Source organism: Spirochaeta dissipatitropha (genome assembly GCF_054657935.1).
This window is the reverse complement of record NZ_BAAHXT010000003.1, coordinates 68,329-90,524: the sequence shown is the minus strand read 5'-3', so window position 1 is coordinate 90,524 and position 22,196 is coordinate 68,329. Positions and strand designations below refer to the sequence as shown.

Sequence of the window (22,196 nt, the reverse complement as noted above, 5' to 3'; positions counted from 1 at the left end):
ATTGCTGGTATTCTTCCCCTATGTACTTTGACAAGATTGATCACCCCTTGAACTTCAGGCAGGCAGGAACTCCGGCGCTGGAACAGCCGGTGACGGGTTTGTTTCGACTGAGCTCGGGAGAGCAGGAAGCCGGACGTTGGGAGTCCATTCCGAATCTGATGGGGCTGCGCGAACGTGTGCCGGCGGTTTCGCCGTTTCCGGATGAACTTTCCGCTGACTGGACAGATGACCGTGGATTCTCTCTGAGGGATTCCGGAGGTACGGAGCTGCTGAAGAGTCACCCTGTTATGCCCTTTGGTGTCTGCGGCAGAAAGTGGCTGTTCTCCTTTTCACTGCAGCCCGGCATGCGCTTTTTCGGCATGGGCGAAAAGAATAGCGGCTTCGAGAAAACCGGGCAGCGCAGCAAGTTCTGGAACACCGATGTTCTGGCTGACTTTTCCTGGGCCCAGGCAGAGTTTTCGGCAACTGACCCCATGTATGCCAGTTTTCCCGTCCTGATTGCCCGCAGCGGTGACTTCTGGATAGGGATGCTGCTTGCAAATGAATACCCCGTTTTTATGGATGCGGGGGCCAGACAGGTAATTGAAGGTGTCAAGGATCCCGGTGCCGCCGGGGGATTCTTCTACCTCGGCTCTGTTGACGGCGCTCCCGAGCTGTACATCTGTGCCTCACAGAGCTTCGATGAGGTGCAGCGCTGTATCCAGCAGTTGTCAGGGCTGCCGGCACGGCCTCCTTTATGGGCTCTGGGTTACCAGCAGTCGCGCTGGGGCTATAGAAATCTCCAGGATCTTGAAGAAATCGACGAACAGCTGCGGTCTTCTGAAATTCCCTGTGATGGGCTCTGGCTGGATATTGATTATATGGACGCCTACCGGGTTTTTACGGTTAATCCTGAAGGATTTACAGACAGTCGGAAGCGCATCGCTCGCCTGGAGGCAAACGGCAGGCGGGTTGTCCCGATTCTGGATCCCGGGGTCAAGTACGATCTCGATTATCATGCCGCCCGTGACGGGATGGAGAAGGATATATTCTGCCAGCATTCCGAGGGCGAACCCTTTGTCGGTTTTGTCTGGCCCGGAGCCAGCCTGTTTCCTGACTTCTCCCTGCCTGAGGCCTGTGAGTGGTGGGCAGGGCAAACCGAAGCCTTGTCACGAAGCTATGGGTTCCAGGCGTACTGGACGGATATGAACGATCCGAGCACTGGTTCCTCAACGAACGAAGAGATGCTGTTCAGAAAGGGCAGCCTGCCGCATACTGCCTTCCACAATCTCTACGGTAGGGAGATGGCAGCGGCAACTCGTGACGGGCTGCTTCGTGCTTTTCCCGAGCGGCGTCCCTTTGTACTCAGCCGCAGCGGGGCTACCGGCAGCTCGGAGTCCTGCGCAATCTGGTGCGGCGACAGTTTTTCAAATTACTTCCACCTCCGTAAGGGCATTGAAATGGCCTTGAGCATGTCGATTTCCGGCATGCCTTATGTTGGCAATGACCTCGGTGGTTTCGAGGGGGACACGAATGGGGAACTCATGCTGGACTGGTTCAGGGCCAATCTGCTGTTTCCTGTTTTCAGGAATCACAGCACCTGCAGTTGTTCACCTCAGGAACCATGGCGCTTCGGATCTGAATACGAGCAGCTGCTGCGGGAAGCGGTACGGCTCCGCTATGCCTTTCTTCCGTATCTCTACAATCTGTTCATAGAAATGAGTTTGAGCGGTGCGCCGATAATCCGACCGATGCTCCAGGAATCCAGCCATGAAGATGTCATCGCTCTGGATGATCAGTTCATGATCGGAGACGCTCTGCTGCAGGCTCCCCGGCTTGATAAAGGACTGGAATCGCGTAAGGTATATCTGCCGGAAGGCATGTGGCTGAGTCTCGGCAGCAGGCGCGAGTACAAGGGCGGCCGCTGGGTCGATTTCAGTCTATCGGACGATCCCTATGGTCTGTTTCTGCGCGCTGGCAAACCGGTCGCGTTGGCAGCTAATGCCGGGACACTGAATTCCACTGCAGATATAGATCTGTCTTCACCGGTTTTTCTGCTCTACCTGCCTGGACTCCCAGACCCTGCTTTGACGGTATCGGGCAGTTACTACTACGACGGGGGAGATGGCTATGCGTACCGTGATTCTGATGTTTTGGGTGACGGACATCTTGAAATCAGTGGTGTTTTCTCGAAAGGGGAGTTATCTCTGAACAGCAGTCACGGCAGCTGTCGTCTCGGCTTTGCCGTTTCATCTTCCTGCACCGGATACAGGATCACCGGATTCAGGGCTTCCGGGGAAGCAGATCTGCTCCCCGGCCTGCCTTCTCTCAGCCTGTATGAGGCTGATGATCCTCAGCTATAGATTTTCCGGCAGGATGGGGAAGCTTACACCGATCGAGCGCAGCTCAATTGGCCCGTAGTCAGTGCCCCGTCCTGTCCAGCTTCGACGGAATCCAAGCGGAAATACGAAATATTTCCCGTTCCGCCTGACTGCGGCCTGGGCGTATAGATACAGGTAGTAGTTCGCAGTGATTCTTCCGTCATTGTCGGTTTCTGCTACAAGCTGCTCATCCCAGGCTTCGCTGATAATTACGGCTTTGATTACTTCCCCGCTGTATTGCTGCTCATAGAGTTCCTTGATGCGGCGGATGATTGATTCGCGGTCGCTGCCTTCATACATGTCTCGCGCCATTCGGGCGTTCCCGAGCCGTCCCCGAGCTGTTTCGAAGTTTCTCTCTGCTTTCAGTTTGATTTCTTCTGCCCTGTTTCTGATATCCTGATCATCAGGAAGAACCATGCGTGCTGTATCACTTTGCTGCAGGGCTCGTTCATAGGATGCTGCTGCCAGATCAATACGATCGTATCTGAGGATGGTATCTGCCTCTACATAGGCCTGGTTCAGTAATCCGCTGACATACATGGCCACCCTGCCTTCTGCCCGATCGAGCTGACTCTCGAAGCCACCCATAAATGCCCAGAGGTTCATTTCTCTGGCCTTCTGGTTCTCGCGTGCAAAAGCGTTCCGGCTGTTTCCATCGGGGAGCAGGGGCCATAGTTCGGCGATAAGCTGATCACTCTCCTGTTTGATAGCTGACCATCGGGGCATTATTTCTCGTACTTCGTCTGCATTCCGGTATTGGGCGATCTGGCGCACAACCTGATCAAGCGCTGGTATGCTGTCCTGGTACTTTCTGAATACAGATTCTGCTTCGGCGAAGGGGCTGGCGGGATCGATGGTTCTTTCTGCTGGCTGCTCCTGGAAGACACCCAATCGTTCAAGTTCCCGATGCAGATAGCTGCGGTATTCATCTACGCGGTCTTTCGCTCTCTGCAGATCTGCTGCACTGGCGTTTTCACCGGCCCGTTGGCCAAGAGAAAGAAGTCTGTTGTGCTGTTCTGTCAGGGCTTCATCCATTCCGTCATAGTCACCCCGTGAGTAGATGCTGGTGTATATTGATCTGAGGTCTGTGTTGATTGCATTCAGTTCTGCCCGGAATTCCTGACTGCTTATGAGGGCTGCGGTCTGCGGCTCTTTCGGCAATGGATCTTCCTGCAAGGGCTCTTCCTGCCGTGTGTCTTCAGGTTCCCGGGCGGGCCGAGCAACCTTTCCTGCTTGAGGGACCTCTATGTGATCAATGGTTCTGATAACACGTCCACCGGCTGATTCATGGGCCTGGAGCTGCCGGATGCGAGCCCTGGTGCTGCCGATTCTGGCGAGCAGGCTGCTGATCAGCTGGTTGCCGGCGTGAAGGTTGCGTTCCAATGCTAGCTGCAGCAGATCCATCTCTGCCTGGTCAAGCAGATAAGCGCTGTGTTCAGGATTACGCGAGAGTAAGACATTCTGTTCAGCTTCTTCTATGGCGCTTCGTATGTCAGTAATTCCAGGAACCGATTGCGAGGTGATCGGTACAGTTACAAGTATGCTGAATAAAACGGCCGGAAGAACGACCGTAAGATATCCGCGAGCAACCGATCTGTTTTCAATTATTCTTTTTACTGTGTTCATGCCCTTTCTCCATATATTAATTATCATAGAGAGGGTGGATTGATGTCAAATTCTGCCGGTTCGAGGAGGGGAAGCTCCCACGAGTAGCATGACAATGGATGGGGGCGCGGGTGCGCCCCCGGCACCAGTCAGATTTTAATCTTCCGGGTTGCTGCTGTCTTTTTTGGGAGCAGCTTTTTTACTGCTTCCGGGACTGACGTCCTTGACGATTTTGATGCGGACGCTTTCTCCGCTTTCGGGTTCGTCGAGTGGGGGAATGCTGACGCGAAGGATTCCGTTTTTCAGGATGGCTGATACCTTTTCCCGGTCGAACTTGTCAGCGGGGACATAGTATTTCTGGTCCTCGATGGCCTTCATTTTAAGTCGGTGCTTGAAGTACTGGGCGTTTTCCGGCTGTGGAAAGTCCTCGGGTACGCTTGCAGAGATGACCATGTTGTCGCCCCTGAATTCGAGACTGATGTCTTCTTCCCTGAATCCGGCGAGCGCAAACTCGAATACGATTTCCTTGTCCTCGGTCATGTAGACGTTGGTTGGTGGATAGGCGTATCCGGGGTAGAAGTCGCGGCTGCTGTTCCATGACATTTTGTCGGTGAAAACAGAGGTGAAATCCTCGGCGGCGGAAAAGATGTCATCCATCAGTTTCCCTAAATCGATAAAGTCGTGCTGTTTCATACAACACCTCCTGTGTGACCCCGCGTGTGCGGCGGTCGTGTTACGGCCCCCTACGGGCGACCGCGAAGCTCCTTACGGCAGCTCCTGTATATAATATACGCACGTTTGATTCTCTGGTACAATCATAATCGTGAAGATTTTGTGGATTAGTGAAATAGTGAGTAAGGCTGGAATGCATGCGGTGAAAACCCTGCTGCCCGGTCTGAAGAAAGAGCTGGAGCCGGATCTGGTCGTTGCCAATGCTGACGGGGCGACAAATGGCTATGGTTTGGGGAAGAACCATTCCCTGTACCTGCGCAAGCTCGGGGTGGATGTGATTACGCTTGGTGACCAGGCGTATTTCAAGAAGGATATGGTTGGTCATATCGGCGGTGCCAGATTTATTCTGCGGCCGGCGAATCTGCCGCCGGATAGTCCGGGCAGGGGGTGGATTATCACGACTGCCAATGAGCAGAAGGTCGCGATTATCAGCTTTCTGGGGCAGTCCGGTTATTCGCGCATGCATGCCAACAATCCCTTTACCTATTTGCCGGTGCTGGTGGACAAGATCAAGTCGGAGACTACCATGATCTGTCTTGAGTTCCATGCCATGACTACGGCCGAGAAAAACTCGATGTTCTGGCATGCGGATGGAATGGTGAGCGCGGTGATCGGCAGCGGCACGCGGGTGCAGTCGGCTGATGAGCGGGTGCTTCAGCGGGGGGCGGCGGTGATTACGGATATCGGGCGGACCGGGAGTCACGGCTCGGTTGCAGGTTTCAAGCCGGAGCCGGAGATAAAGCAGTTCCTGCAGGGGATTCCTCTGAAATCCGAGGATGCCTGGGAGGATGTGAAACTGCAGGGGGTGCTTCTGACCCTGGCACCGGATGGGCGCGCGGAATCAATCAAGAGAATTTCGATTGATGTTCCCGAGCGAGCTGCGACGGCTGGCGGCACGGGAGTTGGGTCCGGAGCTGGTGGAGAGGCTAAGGGCGGATCCTGAGTCCAGAGCTGAATATCGGGTTGTGGTCTGACCTTCTGATTTACAGGGCCGCAGCCGGGTCTTTGACGATCCCGCTGATCCGTTCTGCCATCTGGGAGAGCGGGATCTGCTGCTGCAGGTAGCCTGCGTCCCAGGCAACCTTAGGCATGCCGTAGACCACGCATGATGCCGGGTCCTGGCCGATACAGATTGCGCCCTTTTCATACAGACTTCCGATTTCCCGGGCCCCGTCGCGCCCCATGCCTGTCATGATGACTGCCAGGCAGCGGTTGCCATAGAGTTCTGCAGCGGTTCTGAATAATACGTCGGCAGATGGCCGGTGTCCGTTTTCAGCTGGAGCGCTACTGAGTTTGATGCTGCCCAGACTGTGGCTGCTGCTCTGTATTTCAATGTGACTATTCCCGGGGGCGATGTAGACATGTCCCTGTTCAATTAAGTCTCCGTCCTTGGCTTCGCTGACGGTCAGGGGGCATATTCTGTCCAGGCTTTTGGCGAATTCAAAGGTGAATCCGGCGGGCATATGCTGCACGATGAGAATCGGTTGTTTCAGATCCCGGTCGATTGCAGCGAGCATTTTCCGCAGGGCGTTCGGACCGCCGGTGGAAATGCCGATTACGATTGCATCAATGCGTTTTGGTACAGGGCCAGGTTGACGCCTGACTAATCCCCTGGGCTGTTCCGCTGTATCGGGAAGGTGAAGTTGTGTTTCCTTCGGAATGTCTGGTCTCTGTTTGGTTCTGACCGGCCCTGTTTCCCTGTTTTCTTCCTCCGATGTCTTCTGATGTGCCCTCGAGTCAGTAGCTGAATCAGTAGATAAATCAAGGGGCGGTATTTCTTCAGCGATTTTTTTGCCGTTGCTGCGGGCATATTTCCCGCCATATGCCCGGATCAGGGCCTGGAGATGATTTGCTACTACGTGAATATCCGTCGAGATGGAACCGGAGGGCTTGGTAACGAAATCGGATGCTCCCATCGAGAGGGCGTCCATAGTCACCTTGGCACCTTTTCTGGCAATTGATGACAGGATTATCACCGGGATGTCGATTCCCTGTTTTCTCCTGGCCTCGAGGAATTCCAGTCCGTTCATCTTCGGCATTTCGAGATCAAGAATGATAATATCGGGTTTGAGAATCGGGATTTTCTGCAGTGCGAATTCACCATTCATGGCCTTTCCGGCCACGGTCATATCGGGGGCTTCGTCAACTATTCTGCTGACCAGGTTTCTCATTAATGCTGAGTCATCAACCACCAGTACTGAAATTGTGTCCATCTGTGGTATTCCTCCTGCTGCCTATTCGCTTTTTCTGTAGACACAGGCCCAGTCTGTTTTTACAAATTCAAACTTTGTGCCCATACCAAAGAGTGATTCAGAGTGTCCGATATATAGATATGCATATGCAGCCAGTGTTTCGTAGAATCTTTCAACAACAGCTTTCTGGGCTGTTTCATCGAAATAGATGAGTACGTTCCTGCAAAAAACAATGTCGAGGTTCCGTAGTCCGCTGTCATTCTTGAGGTTATGGTAGTCGAAGCGGATCCGGCTTTTTATGGCATCTGTAATCTGGTAGCCGCCTTCCATTCTGGTGAAGTACTTGTTGAGGTATTCAGGCGGGACCCCGTTCATGCGGTTATCTGAATAATATCCTTCCTTGCCTATCATGACCGACTTCAGGCTGATGTCAGAGGCGACTATTTCATAGCTGAAATCTGGAGGAAGGATTTCCGAGAGAATCATGGCTATTGTGTAGGGCTCTTCGCCTGTAGAGCAGCCGGCGCTCCAGATACGCAGCTTTTTGTCTCCGCGACTGCGTTTGCGCTCGACCAGATCAGGTATAACAACGTTTTCGAAGGTCTGGAAATGAGCAGTGTTTCTGAAAAAACGGGTGAGGTTGGTCGTTACAGAATCCAGGAGTGTTTTCAGCTCGTCTTCATTACCTTTGATCAGGCGAAAGTATTTATCAATCGTTTCAAGTCCGGAGCGCTTGAGGCGTTCCTTCAGGCGACTTTCGAGTATTGATCTGTTGGTACTCGAGAAATGAATGCCGCTGGCATCGTAGATGAGGTTTCTGAAGCGTTCGAAATCACTGTCAATCAAAAATTCAGGCATGGCTTCTATAATTGTAGGTTTTCTCTTAATCCCATGTCAATGAAGATTCACTGCGATATACTGGTATTATCATGAATGAAGCAAGATTCTTCTGTACTCCATTGAGTATTGAACTTGAGCATCCCGAGGCTGATCCGTGTCTGCTCCTGCGGGTAGACACCGAGAACGAGAAGGACTGCTTGCTCAGAATTCCGATTGCGGTGACTACCGCTAATACTCTTATAGCCCAATTTTCACGTGACGACTGGAGCCTGCCTTCGGTGTACTCTGTGCTGCATGACTTGTTGAAGAAACAGAGTTCAGAATCAGCTTCGGTCTGTATTGACCGGCTCAAGGAAGGGGTTGCTGCGGTAATTGAGTACCGGGGAATGGAGAAAAAAATCCTGGTCGATCCGGTGGACGGTATTCTCCTGTCACTTACAGGCGGTTTGCCGCTGTTTATGAGTGCCGCGGCCCTGAAGGCTTTCCGCTGTAATCACAAGATAGAGTCGCATGATAACATTGTTTTCTTTCCGGGACTGACGAACAGAGGCGATTGCGGCCGGCAGGCTCGTTGACATATCATGCCCCGACAGGAATAATGAACTTCCATGAAGAAGTATATAATCGTGACCGGCGGGGTTTGTTCCTCCCTTGGTAAGGGTATTTCCGCATCTGCTCTGGGCTGCCTGCTTGAGAGCCGCGGGCTTAGTATTCAGATGATCAAAATCGATCCCTACATCAACGTTGATGCCGGAACTATGAGTCCGTATCAGCATGGTGAGGTGTATGTCACCGATGACGGAGCCGAAACCGACCTCGATCTGGGGAACTATGCCCGTTTCACGGGCTCAACACTCTCCCGGGCAAATTCAATTACCACCGGTCAGGTATATCAGGAAGTAATTCAGCGTGAGCGTGAAGGCCGATATCTGGGCCGGACCGTTCAGGTTATTCCGCATATTACAGATCGCATCAAGCATCGGGTATTCGCCGTCGGTGAGGGTGAAGATGTTGATGTCACGATTGTTGAAATCGGTGGAACTGTCGGGGACATTGAATCCTATCCCTTCATAGAAGCTGCGCGGCAGATGATACATGAACTTGGTCATGCAAACGTGATTTCTGTGCATGTGACGCTGGTGCCGGTTCTTCCCGGCGATGAACTCAAAACAAAACCTACTCAGCACTCCGTAAAAGAGATGCGAGCAATCGGAATCCAGCCTGATATTCTGCTCTGCCGCGCACCGCATGTGCTCGATGAGGGTATGCGGCGGAAGATCGCCTTGTTTACCAACGTTGATCCTGAGGCAGTGTTTACGGCATATGATGTTGATACGATCTATAAGGTACCGATTGCATTTCACGAGCAGGGTGTGGATCAGCATGTAATCAACCGCCTGGGTCTGACATGCCGGGAAGCGAAGCTCAAGCCCTGGGAGAAAATGGTAAAAACCCTCACATCCTCCAGCGAGCGTCTGCGGATAGCCGTTGTAGGTAAGTATATCGACCTGCAGGATTCCTATAAATCCGTAGATGAAGCTCTGTATCATGGGGGTATCGCCAACAATTGCCGGGTGGAACTTGTCAAGATTGATTCTGAAAAACTCGAAAAGGAAGGCAATTTCGCCAAGGTATTTTCCGATATTGACGGAATACTGGTGCCCGGTGGATTCGGCAACCGCGGAGTGCTTGGGATGATTCATACAGCAGAGTTTGCCCGTGAGCATCAAATACCGTATTTCGGAATTTGTCTTGGAATGCAGATAATGGTAATCGAGTATGCCAGAAATGTTCTTGGACTTGAGGATGCTGATTCCAGTGAGTTCGCACCTGACAGTCCAGATCAGGTTATAAGTCTTCTGGAGGATCAGGTCGATATCCAGAACTACGGTGGAACCATGCGTCTTGGCTGCAACCAGAGCCTGCTGAAGCCTGGTACCCTGATACATGCAGCATATGGCAAGGATGTCATTATCGAGCGCCACCGGCACCGCTATGAAGTCAGCAACAGTTACCGCGATCAGCTTCAGGAGAAAGGGCTGGTACTGGCTGCTACCACCGCCGATGAAAAACTGGTTGAATCCGTACAGTGGCCTGATCACCCCTGGGGTGTCGGGGTTCAGTTTCATCCTGAGTTCAAATCCCAGCCAACAGTTCCTCATCCGCTTTTTTCAGGATTCATCCATGCTGCTCAGTCCTACAGCAGGAGCCGTCCGGTAACTGAGCCATCAGCGGAGAAAAAATGAATCGGTATTTCTGGACAGGGGCACTGATAATCCTGCTGCTTTTTACAGCTGCCTGCTCTCTGGAATACGATATGCTTGAAACCGACGAAGATTCAGAGTTTCCGGAACTTGAATTATTCGAAATCCGTCATGTAGTTGCCCGCTCCGGTAGAACGCAGCTTATGGTCGAGGCGCAATACTCCGGGCTGTTCCAGTCGCAAAGCCGGCAGATTCTGAGGAATGTATATTTCTATGAGTTTGACTCGCAAGGGAATATAGCCTCTGAGGGCAGTGCCGATTCGGCAAATGTATTTCTTGATATCGAAGATATCGAATTCCAGGGATCGATATTCATCTACAGCCATGAGGACGAAGCTGGGGTAGAGGCTGATTATCTGCGTTGGAGTAACGAGGACAGACAGCTTCAGGGCCGGGATGGTGAGGAAGTCAGGATACGCCGTGATGATGGCAGTGAGATTCAGGGTGATGGATTTCTCGCTGATATGCGCAGCCGGAGTCTGGTATTTTCAGACAGGGTAGAAGGTACCTTTGTTGATTCACCGGAGGAGTCAGGGGATGATTCAGACAACGGGGAGCAGGAACGTGAAGAAAGCTAGGTTTTATCTGTTTTTCTGTCTCGTGTTGTGCGCCGCTGCGCCGATGTACGGCCGGACTTTTCAGTTCCGCAGTGACAGATCGAGCACTGTAATGGCAGAAGGCCGTGAGCGGACCCGCCTGGAGGGAAACGCCCAGGTACGTACTGAATCAGTCAGTATTTTTGCAGATGTAATCGAAGTGTATGGAGAATCATTCAGATATGCAGAAGCCAGCGGGAATCTCAGGGTTATAGATGAATCCCGGGGCATAGAGCTTACAGCACAAAGCTTTTTTTATGACAGGGAGCTGGATATCAGCCGGGCCAGCGGGGCTGTCTACATGGAAGATATCAACAATGAGTTGATTGTGCGCAGCGGTTATCTGGAGAGTCTGGGTGAAGAAGACATTGTGTTGATCCAGGTAAATGTCAGGATATTCAGGGAAGACATGACCGCCAGATCCGAGTTTGCGCGTTTTCTCCGGCAGGATGAAATTCTCGAGCTGTCAGGACTGCCGGTGGTGTTCTGGCAGGGTGATGAATACCGCGCTTCCAGGATACAGCTTGATCTATCCAATGATGAGATTCTGCTCCAGGGATCAGTGCAGGGTACTGTATCGCCCCGGGAATCAGGGGAAAGCGAATGAGTCAGTTAGGAGTCCGGGATCTCCATAAAAAATTCGGCCGCAAGGAAGTCGTTCGCGGTGTGGATATGAATATGTCAGCCGGTGAGGTAGTGGGATTTCTGGGTCCGAACGGTGCAGGAAAAACGACCTGTTTTTATATGATAGTCGGATTTATAAAACCGACTGCCGGGCATGTCTATCTGAATGATCAGGAAATCAGCTCCTGGCCTATGTTCCGGCGTGCACGGGCCGGTATTGCATATCTCCCGCAGGAGCCCTCCGTTTTCCGCAAGCTGACGGTGGAACAAAATGTATGGGCCATCCTCGAAACGCGGAATGACCTGAGAAAAACCGAAAAGAAAGAACGTCTGGAAATCCTTATCGAAGAGCTTGGTATCGGCCATGTCCGGCATCAAAGTGCGTTTACTCTGTCCGGAGGGGAGCGTCGGCGTACCGAAATTGCGCGTGCGCTTGCGATAGAACCCAGTTTTCTGCTGCTGGATGAGCCGTTTGCAGGTATTGATCCCATTGCTGTGTACGAAATCAAGGGGATAATCCGACAGCTTGCATCAAAAGGCATTGGAGTTCTGATTACCGACCATAACGTGCGTGATACGCTTGAGATCACCCATAGATCCTACATAATCAAGGACGGGCAGATTATGGTTGCCGGCAGCCGTGATGAAGTAATGCAGAGTGAGATCGCCCGAAAGGTTTATCTCGGTGAAAGCTTCAGGATGTAGTCCATACCTTGACGATGCTCTCCTGTTTGACAAATCACGTATACTTGGTCAGAATTGAATAGGGAGGGCATGCGTGCAGAGTCAGCGACCAGTACTAGTACAACAGCAGCGTCTCAGCCTCAGCCCGCAGCAATATCAGGCAATACAGTTAATGGCCTTGCCGGTAATGGAGCTCCGGCAGCGGATTGCTGAAGAACTGGAAGCCAACCCTGCGCTTGAACTTGTCAAAGATACCCGTATCGAATCTCTGGATGAAGGCCGTAGCCAGGAGAGCGATCCAGAGGTCTTCCGCGATGATGTCAGCTACGACGTCAGTTATGAAAGTACAATCCGCAGTTCTTCCTCCAGCAGATATGATTTTGAAGCCAGTGACAGTAAACAGGGCTTTCTGGAGGGGGCTGTGTCACGTCCGGACAGTCTGAGGGAGCATCTCCTGTCGCAGGTTCGCCTGCAGCCGATCAGCCCGCTACTGCTTCAGACAGCAGAATTACTGATTGGTGACCTTGATCCGAATGGTTTTTTTATTGAGCCACCTGAGCAGGTAGTTCCGGAAAAACTCGGGAAGTACATCCAGAAGGCTGCGGGAATTGTTTCGCATCTTGATCCCATCGGTACCTGTGTACATGACTACACCGAGTCATTGCTTGTTCAGCTTTCGGTGATCGATGGGGCACCGGGAGAGGCTGCAGAAATCATCCGTTCTTATCTCGGCCTTGTCCAGAAGCATAAGTTCCAGGATATCGCCAGAAAACTCCGCTGTAGCGAGGACGTCGTTGAGCATGCAGTCCAGATTATAAAAACTCTCAATCCCTTTCCCGGCCGCTTATACAGCAATGAAGAACCTCGTTACATTGTTCCCGATCTGAGCATAGAGAACCGCGATGGCGAACTGGTAATTGTCATGAACGATGAGGTGGTTCCTGTTCTGGGAGTAAACGACTTTTTTTCAAGCATCGGAAAGGTCGGGTCGCGGGCCGATAAAAGCTTTGCGAGGGGCTATGTAAAAAGTGCCCAATGGTTTATTAATAGTATAGGTTTGAGAAATCAAACCCTGTTCAAGGTGGCCCGGGCAATCGTAGATTATCAGAGGGAGTTTTTTTTCCGTGGTGCTAAATATTTGCGGCCTCTGAAACTGGCAGATATTGCCAGGGAAATCGAGGTGCATGAGACCACGGTCAGCCGTATAACTACGGCCAAATATGTGCAGACCGAGTGGGGGATTTTCGAGCTGAAATATTTTTTCTCCAATTCTGTGGGCGAAAGCGGCGGTGGAGGCCGTTTTTCACGGGAGGGAGTAAAGGAAATTCTGAAGGAAGTGCTCGTCGAGGCGGGGGATACCCGCCTGAGTGATCAGAAACTATCCGAACTGCTCGAAAAACGCGGGGTAAACATTGCCCGGAGAACTGTTGCAAAATACCGTAAGGAACTGGATATCGACTCGTCTTACGAGCGATGAAAAACAATTTATTTAGGAGGCTTTCATGCTAATCGACATTAAGGGTGTACATTTTACTGTTCCCGACGACATCAAGGAGCTGATTGAGAGCAAGCTGCACAAAATTGATTTCGCCAAGGATAAAATTGTAGAAATCCATTTTACACTGACGCAGCAGCAGAAGGGTTATACGCTGGAAGCGCATGTACATTTCCGCTGGGGTAAGGCAGCTCATCTGAGTACAGAGAATCATAATCTGCGCCCGGGACTGGATAAACTTTTCTCCATGCTGAAAGAAAAGGTTGCGAAGGAAAAGGAAATAATTCAGGAACACTAATGAAAAAGTTCACTGTGCTGGATCTGGTAGATATTGATCTGAAAGAACATAATGCATTGAACCTGAAGTGCCTTGCAGGCCGGCCTGGATTGATTCGGGAAATAACCATGCCCGATCTGAACCGGCCGGGTCTTGCATTGAGCGGGTTTTTTGATAATTTCGGATACAGCCGGATCCAGGTGTTCGGCCGGGGTGAACATGCATACCTGCAGATGCTGGCAAGGGAAGGGAGAACCGACACGCTGAAGGAACTGTTCTCGAGAGTCTTTCCTTGTGCCGCATTTACCCACGGACTTAACCCTACAGATGATTTTCTCGCCCTGGCTGAGGAAACGGAAACACCCGTGCTGCAGACTGATCTGAGCACCTCAACCTTCGTTGCAAGGTTGATCCGGGCTCTATCCAGTGTATTCGCACCGAAGCGTACCATGCATGGGGTAATGGTAGAGGTATTCGGTCTGGGAATTCTGCTGCTTGGCGACAGTGGAGTCGGAAAGAGTGAGGCTGCTCTGGAACTTGTTGAGCGCGGTCACCGGCTGGTTGCTGATGATGCGGTGGAAATCAGAAATGTAAGTGGGAATGTTCTGCTCGGATCAGGTGCGAACAAGGCCCTGGGACATCACATGGAAATCCGGGGACTTGGTATAATCAATATCACCCATCTGGCAGGTGTTGGTGCTATTCGTGATACCAAGCAGATTCAGCTTGTTGTTCACCTGGAAGTGTGGGACAATAACAAGGAATATGACCGTATAGGAGCGGAGGAGCAGTACGAGGAAATACTTGGTGTGAAGGTACCTTGTCTGCAGATTCCGGTGAAGCCGGGAAGGAATATACCCATCATCATAGAGACTGCGGCAATGAATGAGCGTCTGAAAAAGATGGGGTATTATTCAGCGAAAGAGTTCAATCAAAGCGTGTTGAAGTGGCTGGAAACCGAGAATGCCAGGCGCTTGTATTTTCAGAAAAAAAATCTATAGTCCAGAGGCAACTGTAGAATGACCGCCTGTGGAAGGGATCTTTAAATGGTAGAAAAAGAGGTTGCAATTCAGAACCGCGCAGGTATTCATGCACGGCCAGCGGCAATGATTGTTCAGACTGCAAGCAAGTTTTCGGCTTCTGTGTACCTTACACGTGAAGACGAAAAGATTAACGCGAAATCGATAATGGGTATTATAACCCTTGGTGCTGGATATCAGTCAGTTTTGACTGTAAGCGCAGAGGGAAAAGATGAGGCAGAGGCAGCAGATGCAATTGCGGCACTGTTTGACAAGAAATTTGAGGAAGAATAGGCTCGGGCTGCTGTTTTTTTTTATGCCGCTCGCAGTCACAGCTCTTCCTGATCCTCTGGTCAGTCTGGAAGGCAGTCGAATCAGCATCCAGAGCCAGGGTATAGATCGGGAGTTAATCGAACAGAATCTGGCACGCGGGCTTCGTACAATAATCCGCTACGAGCTGGAGGTCTTTGATCCAGGTCGTCCAGCCAGAAATGCGGTTCGAAACGAATCCAGGGGTTATATTCTTGGTTACGATCCCTTTCTTGAGCAGGTTCACATAAGCAGGTTGTCGGGACCCAGAATTGAGACAGGTGGGCAGGACTGGTCAGCAATCTTCTCGAATATCGAATTTGATTGTGATTACTGCCCGGGCCATGATATCAGGGTAAGGGTCGTATGGGATCCTGTATTCCTGGTTCCGGGATTCCGCTTTCTCCGGTCGGTGTTTCCCGGGCTGAGAAAGACCAGCCCCTGGGTTGATCTAAAGATAGAGGGGGCGGAGAACTCATGAGATCAAGACGAGCGTCCGGAGCATCATTAACAGGGATCGCCAGTCTTGTCCTGATGTATGTATTCGCCGCTGCGGTGGTGCTGCTGCTTGCCCGACGTGTTCTCACTGATGTTACATTTCTCGGTACCGCACCAAGTATCTTTCTGATTATCCTGGTCATCGTTTTCCCTGTTGGACTATTGATTCTCGTGATAATTCATCTGGTAAGACTCCTGCAGGATAGATTGAACCGGAGACCCGGAAGTGGATTGCGGCTCCGGTTTCTCTTTGCTGCAGTGTGTATCGTTCTGCTGTCAGCTATCCCCCAGGGAATTATGTCAATCACTTTTATGGCAAGTGCGATGGAAACCTGGTTCAATCCGGAATCTTTCGAAGCAGTACGTGGCGGGCTAACCATTTCCCTTGGATACTACCGTGAACGTGTAGAGGACCTGGAATCATTCTCCGGTAATTCTCTGGTACAGTCAGTTCTGCTTACAGCTCCTCAGAATCCCGGTAGAGCCTGGGAAAATCTTCAGATGTTTTCACCGAGGCTTGATGCATTTCAGCTCTTTGATTCCCGGGGGAATACCCTTTATCATGGTGGAGAGGCAAATCTCCGGATTCGTGAGGGGCAGGTGAGACCCGGCGGGGTTGTTGCCAAGGAGAGCAGCGGGAATCGGGCATTTCTGAGAATTATGATTCCGGCAGGACTTGACGGCAGCCATCAGGCCATGCTTGCAGTCTATCTGCCCGAGGGATTTGATCAGAATGCGGAAAATCTCACCAGGGTGCTCGAAACATTTGCGCAGGTTGAGCTCTTTCAGCCATTGTTTCTGATCGGAGTTACCATTTTTTATCTTGCCTTTGCAGTGCCCCTGATACTGCTTGCAGTACTGGTCAGTTTCACACTCAGTGATGTGATCATGCGGCCGATTGAAAGTCTGGAAGAAGCAACCCGGCGGGTGGCAGCGGGAGATTATAGCTATAGGATCCTTACAAGCACCGGCGGTGATATATCTCATCTGGTTGATTCATTCAACAGGATGATACAGGAACTTGATGATACCCGTCGTAAGATAAGGCAGACCGAAAAGGTTGCTGCCTGGCAGGAGATCGCTCAGCGTCTGGCGCATGAAATAAAGAATCCGCTGACACCGATACGCCTTTCTGCTGAACGGATGTTGGTTAAGTACCGTCGGGCAGAAATGGATGGTAATGTAGAAGAGGTGTTTCCGGAGGTGCTGGAGCGCTCTGTTGATTCGATTGTCCGTGAGGTTAATGCGCTCTCGGAGATGCTGACTGAATTCCGGAATTTCAGCACTCTGCCGAAGCCGACCCTGCGGCCGACCTTGCTCCGCGAGGTTCTTGATCGCGTTCAGGCGCTGTATCAGAACACCGGATCTGTGGACGTAAGCTATTCTGCAATTCCAGAAGATTTCAGTATTCCTGCAGACTCAGGCATGCTGCATCGGGTATTTTCAAATCTCTGGCAGAATGCCGTTGAAGCAATGGACGGTAAGGGCAGCATCATCTTCAAGGTTGATGTTGTGCAAAAGGGCCGCAGAAGGTATGCTCGAATTCAGATGCAGGATACCGGACCAGGTATTTCGGAAACAGATCAGCAGAAAGTTTTTCATCCGTATTTTACTACCAAGACGCATGGAACCGGATTGGGTCTGGCTATTGTTGAACGAATAGTCTTTGATCATGATGGGGCGATCTGGTTTGAAACTTCGGAAGGTGACGGGACTACCTTTTTTCTTGAACTTCCCATGGAGTAGCTATGGCACGATTTCTGATAATAGATGACGAGCAGGGCATCCGGGATATCCTCGGTGATATACTTCGGGATGAAGGATATAAGGTTCAGACTGCAGAGGATGGGATTCAGGGCCTGCAGCAAATGAAGACCGAGGCCTTTGATGTGGTTTTTCTGGATGTATGGCTGCCGAATATGGGTGGGATGGACGTCCTGAAAGAGATCAAGCGGGATTACCCGATGATTGAGGTTGTGATCATATCCGGCCACGGGAATATAGATATGGCAGTGAAGGCGGTCAAGGAAGGTGCCTTTGATTTCCTTGAAAAGCCACTGAGCCTGGATCGAGTTCTCACGGTAGCTGCAAATGCACTTCGTTTCGAGCAGCTCCGCCGTGAAAATACGCAGTTGAAACTGCAGACGGCGCATCAGGAAATACTTGGCAACAGCCCGCTCATACTTGGTGTGAAGCGCATGATTGAGCAGGCAGCTGAAACAGACAGCAGGATACTTGTGACTGGTGAGAACGGTACAGGGAAGGAACTGGTTGCCCGTGAAATACATCGTCGCAGTCATCGCTCCCAGAGACCTTTTATTGAGGTGAACTGTGCAGCTATCCCGGACAATCTGATAGAGAGTGAGCTTTTCGGCCATGAAAAAGGCGCTTTTACCAGTGCTGTCGGTCGTCGAAGGGGGCGTTTTGAGCTCGCTGACGGCGGTACCTTGTTCATGGATGAGGTAGCAGACATGTCCCTGTCTGCGCAGGCCAAGGTACTTCGGGCATTGCAGGAACTCCGTTTCGAGCGTGTCGGTGGTGAAGAGTCAATCACAGCGGATGTCCGGGTAATTGCGGCTACCAACAAGGATATTCAGGAGGAAATAGCCGCTGGTCGCTTCCGGGAGGACTTGTTTTTCAGGTTGAATGTCATCCCTATACATGTGCCGTCGCTCAGACAGCGGAGTGAAGATATTCCTGAACTGGTAGGGCATTTTTTTGCGGCATTTTCCCATCAGCATGCCCGGCCTTGTCCGTTGCTTTCCCGGCCGGCTATGCAGCGATTAAAGGATTATTCGTGGCCAGGGAATATAAGGGAATTGAAAAACCTGATAGAGCGTATTACAATAATGGCAGAGGATGTCGAGGTAGGGCTTGAGTTGGTTGAGGCCTATCTCGGAAATGAGAATCGAAACAGTGTGAGTTATCTCGATCAGTTTGAGGGTATGACCCTGTCAGACGCTCGGGATCAGTTTGAACGTGATCTTATTTCAGCAAAACTCCACGAATGCGGCAGTAATATTTCGCGCGCAGCCCAGGTCTTGGGGGTATATCCAAGCAATCTTCACGGGAAGATCCGCAAGCTCAGGATTCCGGTGGAAAAATAAGGGGGAGTTGAAAATGATCAAGGTAATAGTATGCAGGAATTAACAAAGCGGCAGAGAGAAGTCTTTCTGCTTATCGAAAAATATATAGCAGATCATTCTTTTCCTCCAACAATCCGGGAGGTAGCTGAAGCAATTGGTGTGACCGTCAAGGGAGCGCATGATCATATCAATGCCTTGATCAAAAAAGGCTGGCTCCGGCGTTCTGCACATCAGTCCCGTTCACTTGAGCTGCTGGTACGAACCGGTAAACCTGATTCAGAGCCGGAGATGCTGGAAATTCCGCTTTTAGGATCAGTAGCCGCTGGTTCTCCTCTGCTGGCTGATGAGAATCGTGAAGGCAGTCTCACGCTGCCATCCAGCCTGCTCGGAAAAGGAGAGTTTTTTGCCTTGCGTGTCCGTGGAGACAGCATGATCGATGAAGGTATTCATGATGGAGATATTGCAATTATTCTGAGTCAGAATACAGCGAGAAATGGTGAGGTGGTGGTTGCTCTGCTTGATGATTCCGCGACACTGAAGTATTTCTACCGCGAGAGTAATCGGGTTCGTCTTCAGGCTGCAAATGAGAATTATCCACCTATATATACTCAGAATGTCAGGGTTCTCGGCCGGCTCGCCCACCTGATCCGGAGTTATGTCTGATGCAGCCTGCCGGAATTCATCTCCTGCTCGGTCCTGAGGATGGACGGAAGCGGGAGCATATAGCCAGACTGCAGACAACACTGGAAAAACGCTGCGGTGAGAAACCCGAGCGGAGCTCCCTGTATGCCGGTGAACACAGTATTTCTGCAGCAGTGAGTCAGCTTCGGACAGGGTCTCTTTTTCATGCTCATCAGATCGTATTTTTCTACGGAGCAGAGGCTATTAAATCTACGGAAGATCAGCAACTGCTTGCGCGTTACTGCGCTTCACCGTCCAGCGACGGAACCCTGATACTTATTTCCCAGGAAATCAAGGTAAGTAAAAAGATCGAGTCCTGCGTGCCGAAGAGTAACGTACATGTCTTCTGGGAGCTTTTCGAGAACCAGAAGGAGCAGTTTGTTCAGAAGTACATGCGGGACAGAGGAAGCTCCATTGAACATGATGCTGTACAGCTTCTTCTGGAAACTGTTGAAAACACTACCGATCAGTTGAAGGTTGCCTGTGACTGTCTCTTGGCGCTTTTTCCCGATGGAAATGCGATAAGTGAAGAGCATATAGAAACCTATCTGTTTCACAGCAAGCAGGAATCGGTGTTCACCCTGTTTCATGCGGTCGGGAAACGTGATCTTGAGCATTCTCTGGATATACTGCACACACTCTTGATTCTTCAGGAAGTGAAGCCGTTTCAGATCGTGAGTGGTGTCGCATGGCAGCTGCGCAGGCTGCTCTCGGTCAAGGAGCGCCTTCAGCGTGGAGCTAATCCAGCAGAAGTCTGGACCGAGCTTGGCATCCGGGGAAAGCGAAACCAGGAACAGCTTCTACAGGCTGCGCGAGGCTATTCCCTGCTGGAGCTGCAGGACAGAATCAGAAAAACCACCGAGGTGGATGCTGCACTTCGTTCTGACCGCAGTATGATACATCAGCAGCTCATGTTTATGTTTATCTATCAGCTGGTTGTTTCGCTCTGAGTTTCTGTATCCTCGCCAAATGATGCCTGCTCTGCTGCTTCCTTGGCAAGTAGCTTCAGTTGAAGCGAGGCTGTCTCTGAAATTCCGGCGCAGCTCATAATATCTTCGGTATCAGCAGTGGCAATTCCTTCCAGTGATCCGAATGTCTGCAAGAGTCTTTTGCTTTTACCAGGTCCGATTCCTTCTACCTGCTCTATTACTCCGGCATTAATGTCCTTGGCTCGAAGAAGCTGGTTGAATCCGGTTGAAAATCGATGCGCTTCATCCCTTACGTGCTGCAGGATTCTCAGGGCCGGGCTTCCTTCAGGGAGCCGCAGGGATTCGGAATGCCCCGGAAGAATTATTTCCTCAAACTGCTTGGCTAAGCCAAGCAGCGGGATGTGATCAAGATCCAGTGCGCGTAGAACCTGTTTAGCGGCACTCACCTGTCCCTTTCCTCCATCGATGAGAATCAGGTCAGGCATTTTCTTTTCCTCATTTTGCAGGCGGGTATAACGCCGCGCTACAGCCTCCCGCATGGCGGCGAAGTCATCGATCTTTCCTTTCAGACTGCGGATATGATAACGGCGGTACTCGCTCTTGTCAGGGGCTCCCCGGAAGAAGTGGACCATGGCGGCTACTGTGTGCTTTCCGTGCAGCTGTGCTATATCAAATCCTTCGATCCTGAGGGGTGCTCCCGAGAGGCCGATGATCTCCGCCAGTTCCTCAAGGGCATCAGTATCACCCTCATCGCGAAGCCAGGCCGAGAGTTCCTGCCGTGCATTTTCAACTGCCATATTCAGAACTGCGGAATCCCTGTGATTTTCCGGGCTTGAGATGTCCGGGAGAACGCAGGCTGAATGACCGCTTTCGTAGGCCGGTTCTGTTTCGGCTGCTTCGGGCACGCTGGCGGCTTCTGTCGTCCCGATGTCCAGGTCAGTTCCTCTCCACTCCGGAGGCGGGCCGCTGCTCATAAGATCAGGGATTCTGCCGTCCGGTGTTGTGAAGTCGATCTGGGTGAAGATCCTCCGTGGAGGCTGTTTCAGGCTGCTGTAGTATCGGTCAATAAACTCTGCTATCGCCTCACGGTCATCTTCGACCGAGCGTGATCTGAAAGATTCTGTACCAAGCAGCTTTCCGCCGCGCATCTGGAAGACAGTGAAGACACAGAGCTCTTTCTGGCGGTACATCGCAATATAATCTCTGGTTTCCGGATCAAAATCCACGACAGATTGACGGCTGTTCAGGTCTTCAAGGGCTCTGAGGGCATCACGGCACCAGGCTGCATCCTCGAATTTCAGCTCAGCAGATGATTGTGTCATCCGCCGTTCGAGTCTGGAGCTGACTTCCTCGGCTTCTCCGTTCAGGAGGCGGCGAGCCTGGTCTACTCTGTCGAGATAGTCTTCCTTGCTGGTTTTTCCTGCACATACAGCTGCGCAGCGCCCGATGTGATAATACAGGCAGGGTTGTTTCCTTGGTTTGACCTTGCCCCTGCATTTTCTGAGGGGAAATAGTTTCTCGATCAGATCCAGATATATATCAATCGCCTGGACATTCGGAAAAGGCCCGAAGTATTCACTGCCGTCCTGAATTATGCGGCGGGTCCGGAAAATTTTCGGAAATTCTTCTTTGGTGATTCTGATTACAGGATAGCTCTTGCTGTCTTTCAGGTTAATATTGTAGCGAGGCTGGTGCTCCTTGATCAGGCTGTTTTCCAGGAGCAGGGCTTCGTGTTCGGTGCTGGTAACTATGCACTCAATGTTTCGTACATTGTTCATCAATACTGCTGTCTTGATGTGCTGTCTGCCTGCCGAGAAATAGGACCTGACCCGATTTCTCAATTGTTTGGCTTTCCCTACATAGAGAATACTGTTGTCAGCACTGCGCATAATATAGACGCCAGGTTCCAGCGGGAAACCGGAAACCGCTTCTCTCAGTTTTCTGTCAACAAAGCTCTGTGAATCTTTCTCTTGTGAATCTTTCATATATGCCGATAAACAATACC

The 22,196-nt window shown here is 51.2% G+C and carries 21 protein-coding genes; 16 read left to right on the top strand and 5 right to left on the bottom strand.

Annotated elements, in window-relative coordinates; genetic code table 11:
* The first annotated feature begins 20 nt into the window (after window positions 1-20).
* Window positions 21-2,342: a glycoside hydrolase family 31 protein gene (locus ACYQ2L_RS04025; protein WP_460051320.1), complete on the top strand. Its 2,322-nt coding sequence runs from the start codon at window positions 21-23 to the stop codon at window positions 2,340-2,342.
* On the opposite strand, the gene ACYQ2L_RS04020 is transcribed toward ACYQ2L_RS04025, so the two are convergent.
* The gene (locus tag ACYQ2L_RS04020; protein WP_460051318.1) at window positions 2,337-3,986 is read right to left on the bottom strand and encodes a hypothetical protein; all 1,650 of its coding nucleotides are present in this window, start codon (window positions 3,984-3,986) and stop codon (window positions 2,337-2,339) included. The genes ACYQ2L_RS04025 and ACYQ2L_RS04020 overlap by 6 nt on opposite strands.
* A gap of 135 nt (window positions 3,987-4,121) precedes the next feature.
* Entirely contained in the window at window positions 4,122-4,658 is a 537-nt protein-coding gene (locus ACYQ2L_RS04015; RefSeq protein ID WP_460051316.1) for an Hsp20/alpha crystallin family protein, read from the bottom strand.
* Between the two features lie 130 nt (window positions 4,659-4,788).
* On the opposite strand from ACYQ2L_RS04015, the gene ACYQ2L_RS04010 reads away from it, so the two are divergent.
* Complete coding sequence (locus ACYQ2L_RS04010) at window positions 4,789-5,640, top strand: TIGR00282 family metallophosphoesterase (protein WP_460051314.1); 852 nt, start codon at window positions 4,789-4,791, stop codon at window positions 5,638-5,640.
* A gap of 40 nt (window positions 5,641-5,680) precedes the next feature.
* Here ACYQ2L_RS04010 and ACYQ2L_RS04005 read toward each other — a convergent pair whose 3' ends face one another.
* Entirely contained in the window at window positions 5,681-6,910 is a 1,230-nt protein-coding gene (locus ACYQ2L_RS04005; protein ID WP_460051312.1) for a protein-glutamate methylesterase/protein-glutamine glutaminase, read from the bottom strand.
* A 21-nt stretch (window positions 6,911-6,931) separates the two neighbouring features.
* Window positions 6,932-7,747, bottom strand: coding sequence for a CheR family methyltransferase (locus tag ACYQ2L_RS04000; RefSeq protein ID WP_460051310.1), 816 nt, complete (start codon window positions 7,745-7,747; stop codon window positions 6,932-6,934).
* Window positions 7,748-7,818: 71 nt separating this feature from the next.
* Between ACYQ2L_RS04000 and ACYQ2L_RS03995 the strand changes: the two genes are divergently transcribed.
* The 14 genes from ACYQ2L_RS03995 (at window position 7,819) to holA (ending at window position 20,212) form a co-directional block, all read left to right on the top strand.
* Complete coding sequence (locus tag ACYQ2L_RS03995) at window positions 7,819-8,304, top strand: hypothetical protein (RefSeq protein ID WP_460051308.1); 486 nt, start codon at window positions 7,819-7,821, stop codon at window positions 8,302-8,304.
* Between the two features lie 33 nt (window positions 8,305-8,337).
* Window positions 8,338-9,975 (top strand): CTP synthase, encoded by a 1,638-nt coding sequence (gene pyrG, locus ACYQ2L_RS03990; RefSeq protein WP_460051306.1) that lies wholly within the window; start codon window positions 8,338-8,340, stop codon window positions 9,973-9,975.
* Window positions 9,972-10,571: an LPS export ABC transporter periplasmic protein LptC gene (gene lptC, locus ACYQ2L_RS03985; protein WP_460051304.1), complete on the top strand. Its 600-nt coding sequence runs from the start codon at window positions 9,972-9,974 to the stop codon at window positions 10,569-10,571. Before pyrG ends, lptC begins: the two co-directional genes overlap by 4 nt.
* Window positions 10,558-11,196 (top strand): hypothetical protein, encoded by a 639-nt coding sequence (locus ACYQ2L_RS03980; RefSeq protein WP_460051302.1) that lies wholly within the window; start codon window positions 10,558-10,560, stop codon window positions 11,194-11,196. Before lptC ends, ACYQ2L_RS03980 begins: the two co-directional genes overlap by 14 nt.
* On the top strand, window positions 11,193-11,918 hold the full coding sequence (gene lptB / locus ACYQ2L_RS03975) for an LPS export ABC transporter ATP-binding protein (protein WP_460051300.1): 726 nt from the start codon (window positions 11,193-11,195) through the stop codon (window positions 11,916-11,918). Before ACYQ2L_RS03980 ends, lptB begins: the two co-directional genes overlap by 4 nt.
* A 73-nt stretch (window positions 11,919-11,991) precedes the next feature.
* On the top strand, window positions 11,992-13,374 hold the full coding sequence (gene rpoN / locus ACYQ2L_RS03970) for an RNA polymerase factor sigma-54 (RefSeq protein ID WP_460051298.1): 1,383 nt from the start codon (window positions 11,992-11,994) through the stop codon (window positions 13,372-13,374).
* A 25-nt stretch (window positions 13,375-13,399) separates the two neighbouring features.
* Entirely contained in the window at window positions 13,400-13,690 is a 291-nt protein-coding gene (locus ACYQ2L_RS03965) for an HPF/RaiA family ribosome-associated protein (protein WP_460051296.1), read from the top strand.
* The gene (gene hprK / locus ACYQ2L_RS03960) at window positions 13,690-14,670 is read left to right on the top strand and encodes an HPr(Ser) kinase/phosphatase (protein WP_460051294.1); all 981 of its coding nucleotides are present in this window, start codon (window positions 13,690-13,692) and stop codon (window positions 14,668-14,670) included. Before ACYQ2L_RS03965 ends, hprK begins: the two co-directional genes overlap by 1 nt.
* 45 nt (window positions 14,671-14,715) lie before the next feature.
* On the top strand, window positions 14,716-14,982 hold the full coding sequence (locus ACYQ2L_RS03955) for an HPr family phosphocarrier protein (RefSeq protein ID WP_460051292.1): 267 nt from the start codon (window positions 14,716-14,718) through the stop codon (window positions 14,980-14,982).
* Window positions 14,983-15,004: 22 nt separating this feature from the next.
* A complete protein-coding gene (locus ACYQ2L_RS03950) occupies window positions 15,005-15,478 on the top strand; it encodes a hypothetical protein (protein WP_460051290.1) in 474 nt (157 codons plus the stop codon).
* On the top strand, window positions 15,475-17,241 hold the full coding sequence (locus ACYQ2L_RS03945) for an ATP-binding protein (protein WP_460051288.1): 1,767 nt from the start codon (window positions 15,475-15,477) through the stop codon (window positions 17,239-17,241). Before ACYQ2L_RS03950 ends, ACYQ2L_RS03945 begins: the two co-directional genes overlap by 4 nt.
* Before the next feature lie 2 nt (window positions 17,242-17,243).
* Window positions 17,244-18,602, top strand: coding sequence for a sigma-54-dependent transcriptional regulator (locus tag ACYQ2L_RS03940; protein ID WP_460051286.1), 1,359 nt, complete (start codon window positions 17,244-17,246; stop codon window positions 18,600-18,602).
* Between the two features lie 30 nt (window positions 18,603-18,632).
* Complete coding sequence (gene lexA / locus ACYQ2L_RS03935) at window positions 18,633-19,244, top strand: transcriptional repressor LexA (protein ID WP_460051284.1); 612 nt, start codon at window positions 18,633-18,635, stop codon at window positions 19,242-19,244.
* Window positions 19,244-20,212: a DNA polymerase III subunit delta gene (holA, locus tag ACYQ2L_RS03930; protein WP_460051282.1), complete on the top strand. Its 969-nt coding sequence runs from the start codon at window positions 19,244-19,246 to the stop codon at window positions 20,210-20,212. The genes lexA and holA overlap by 1 nt, the downstream gene beginning before the upstream one ends.
* Here the strand turns inward: holA and uvrC are convergent.
* Window positions 20,191-22,176, bottom strand: coding sequence for an excinuclease ABC subunit UvrC (uvrC, locus tag ACYQ2L_RS03925; protein WP_460051280.1), 1,986 nt, complete (start codon window positions 22,174-22,176; stop codon window positions 20,191-20,193). The genes holA and uvrC overlap by 22 nt on opposite strands.
* Window positions 22,177-22,196 lie beyond the last annotated feature (20 nt).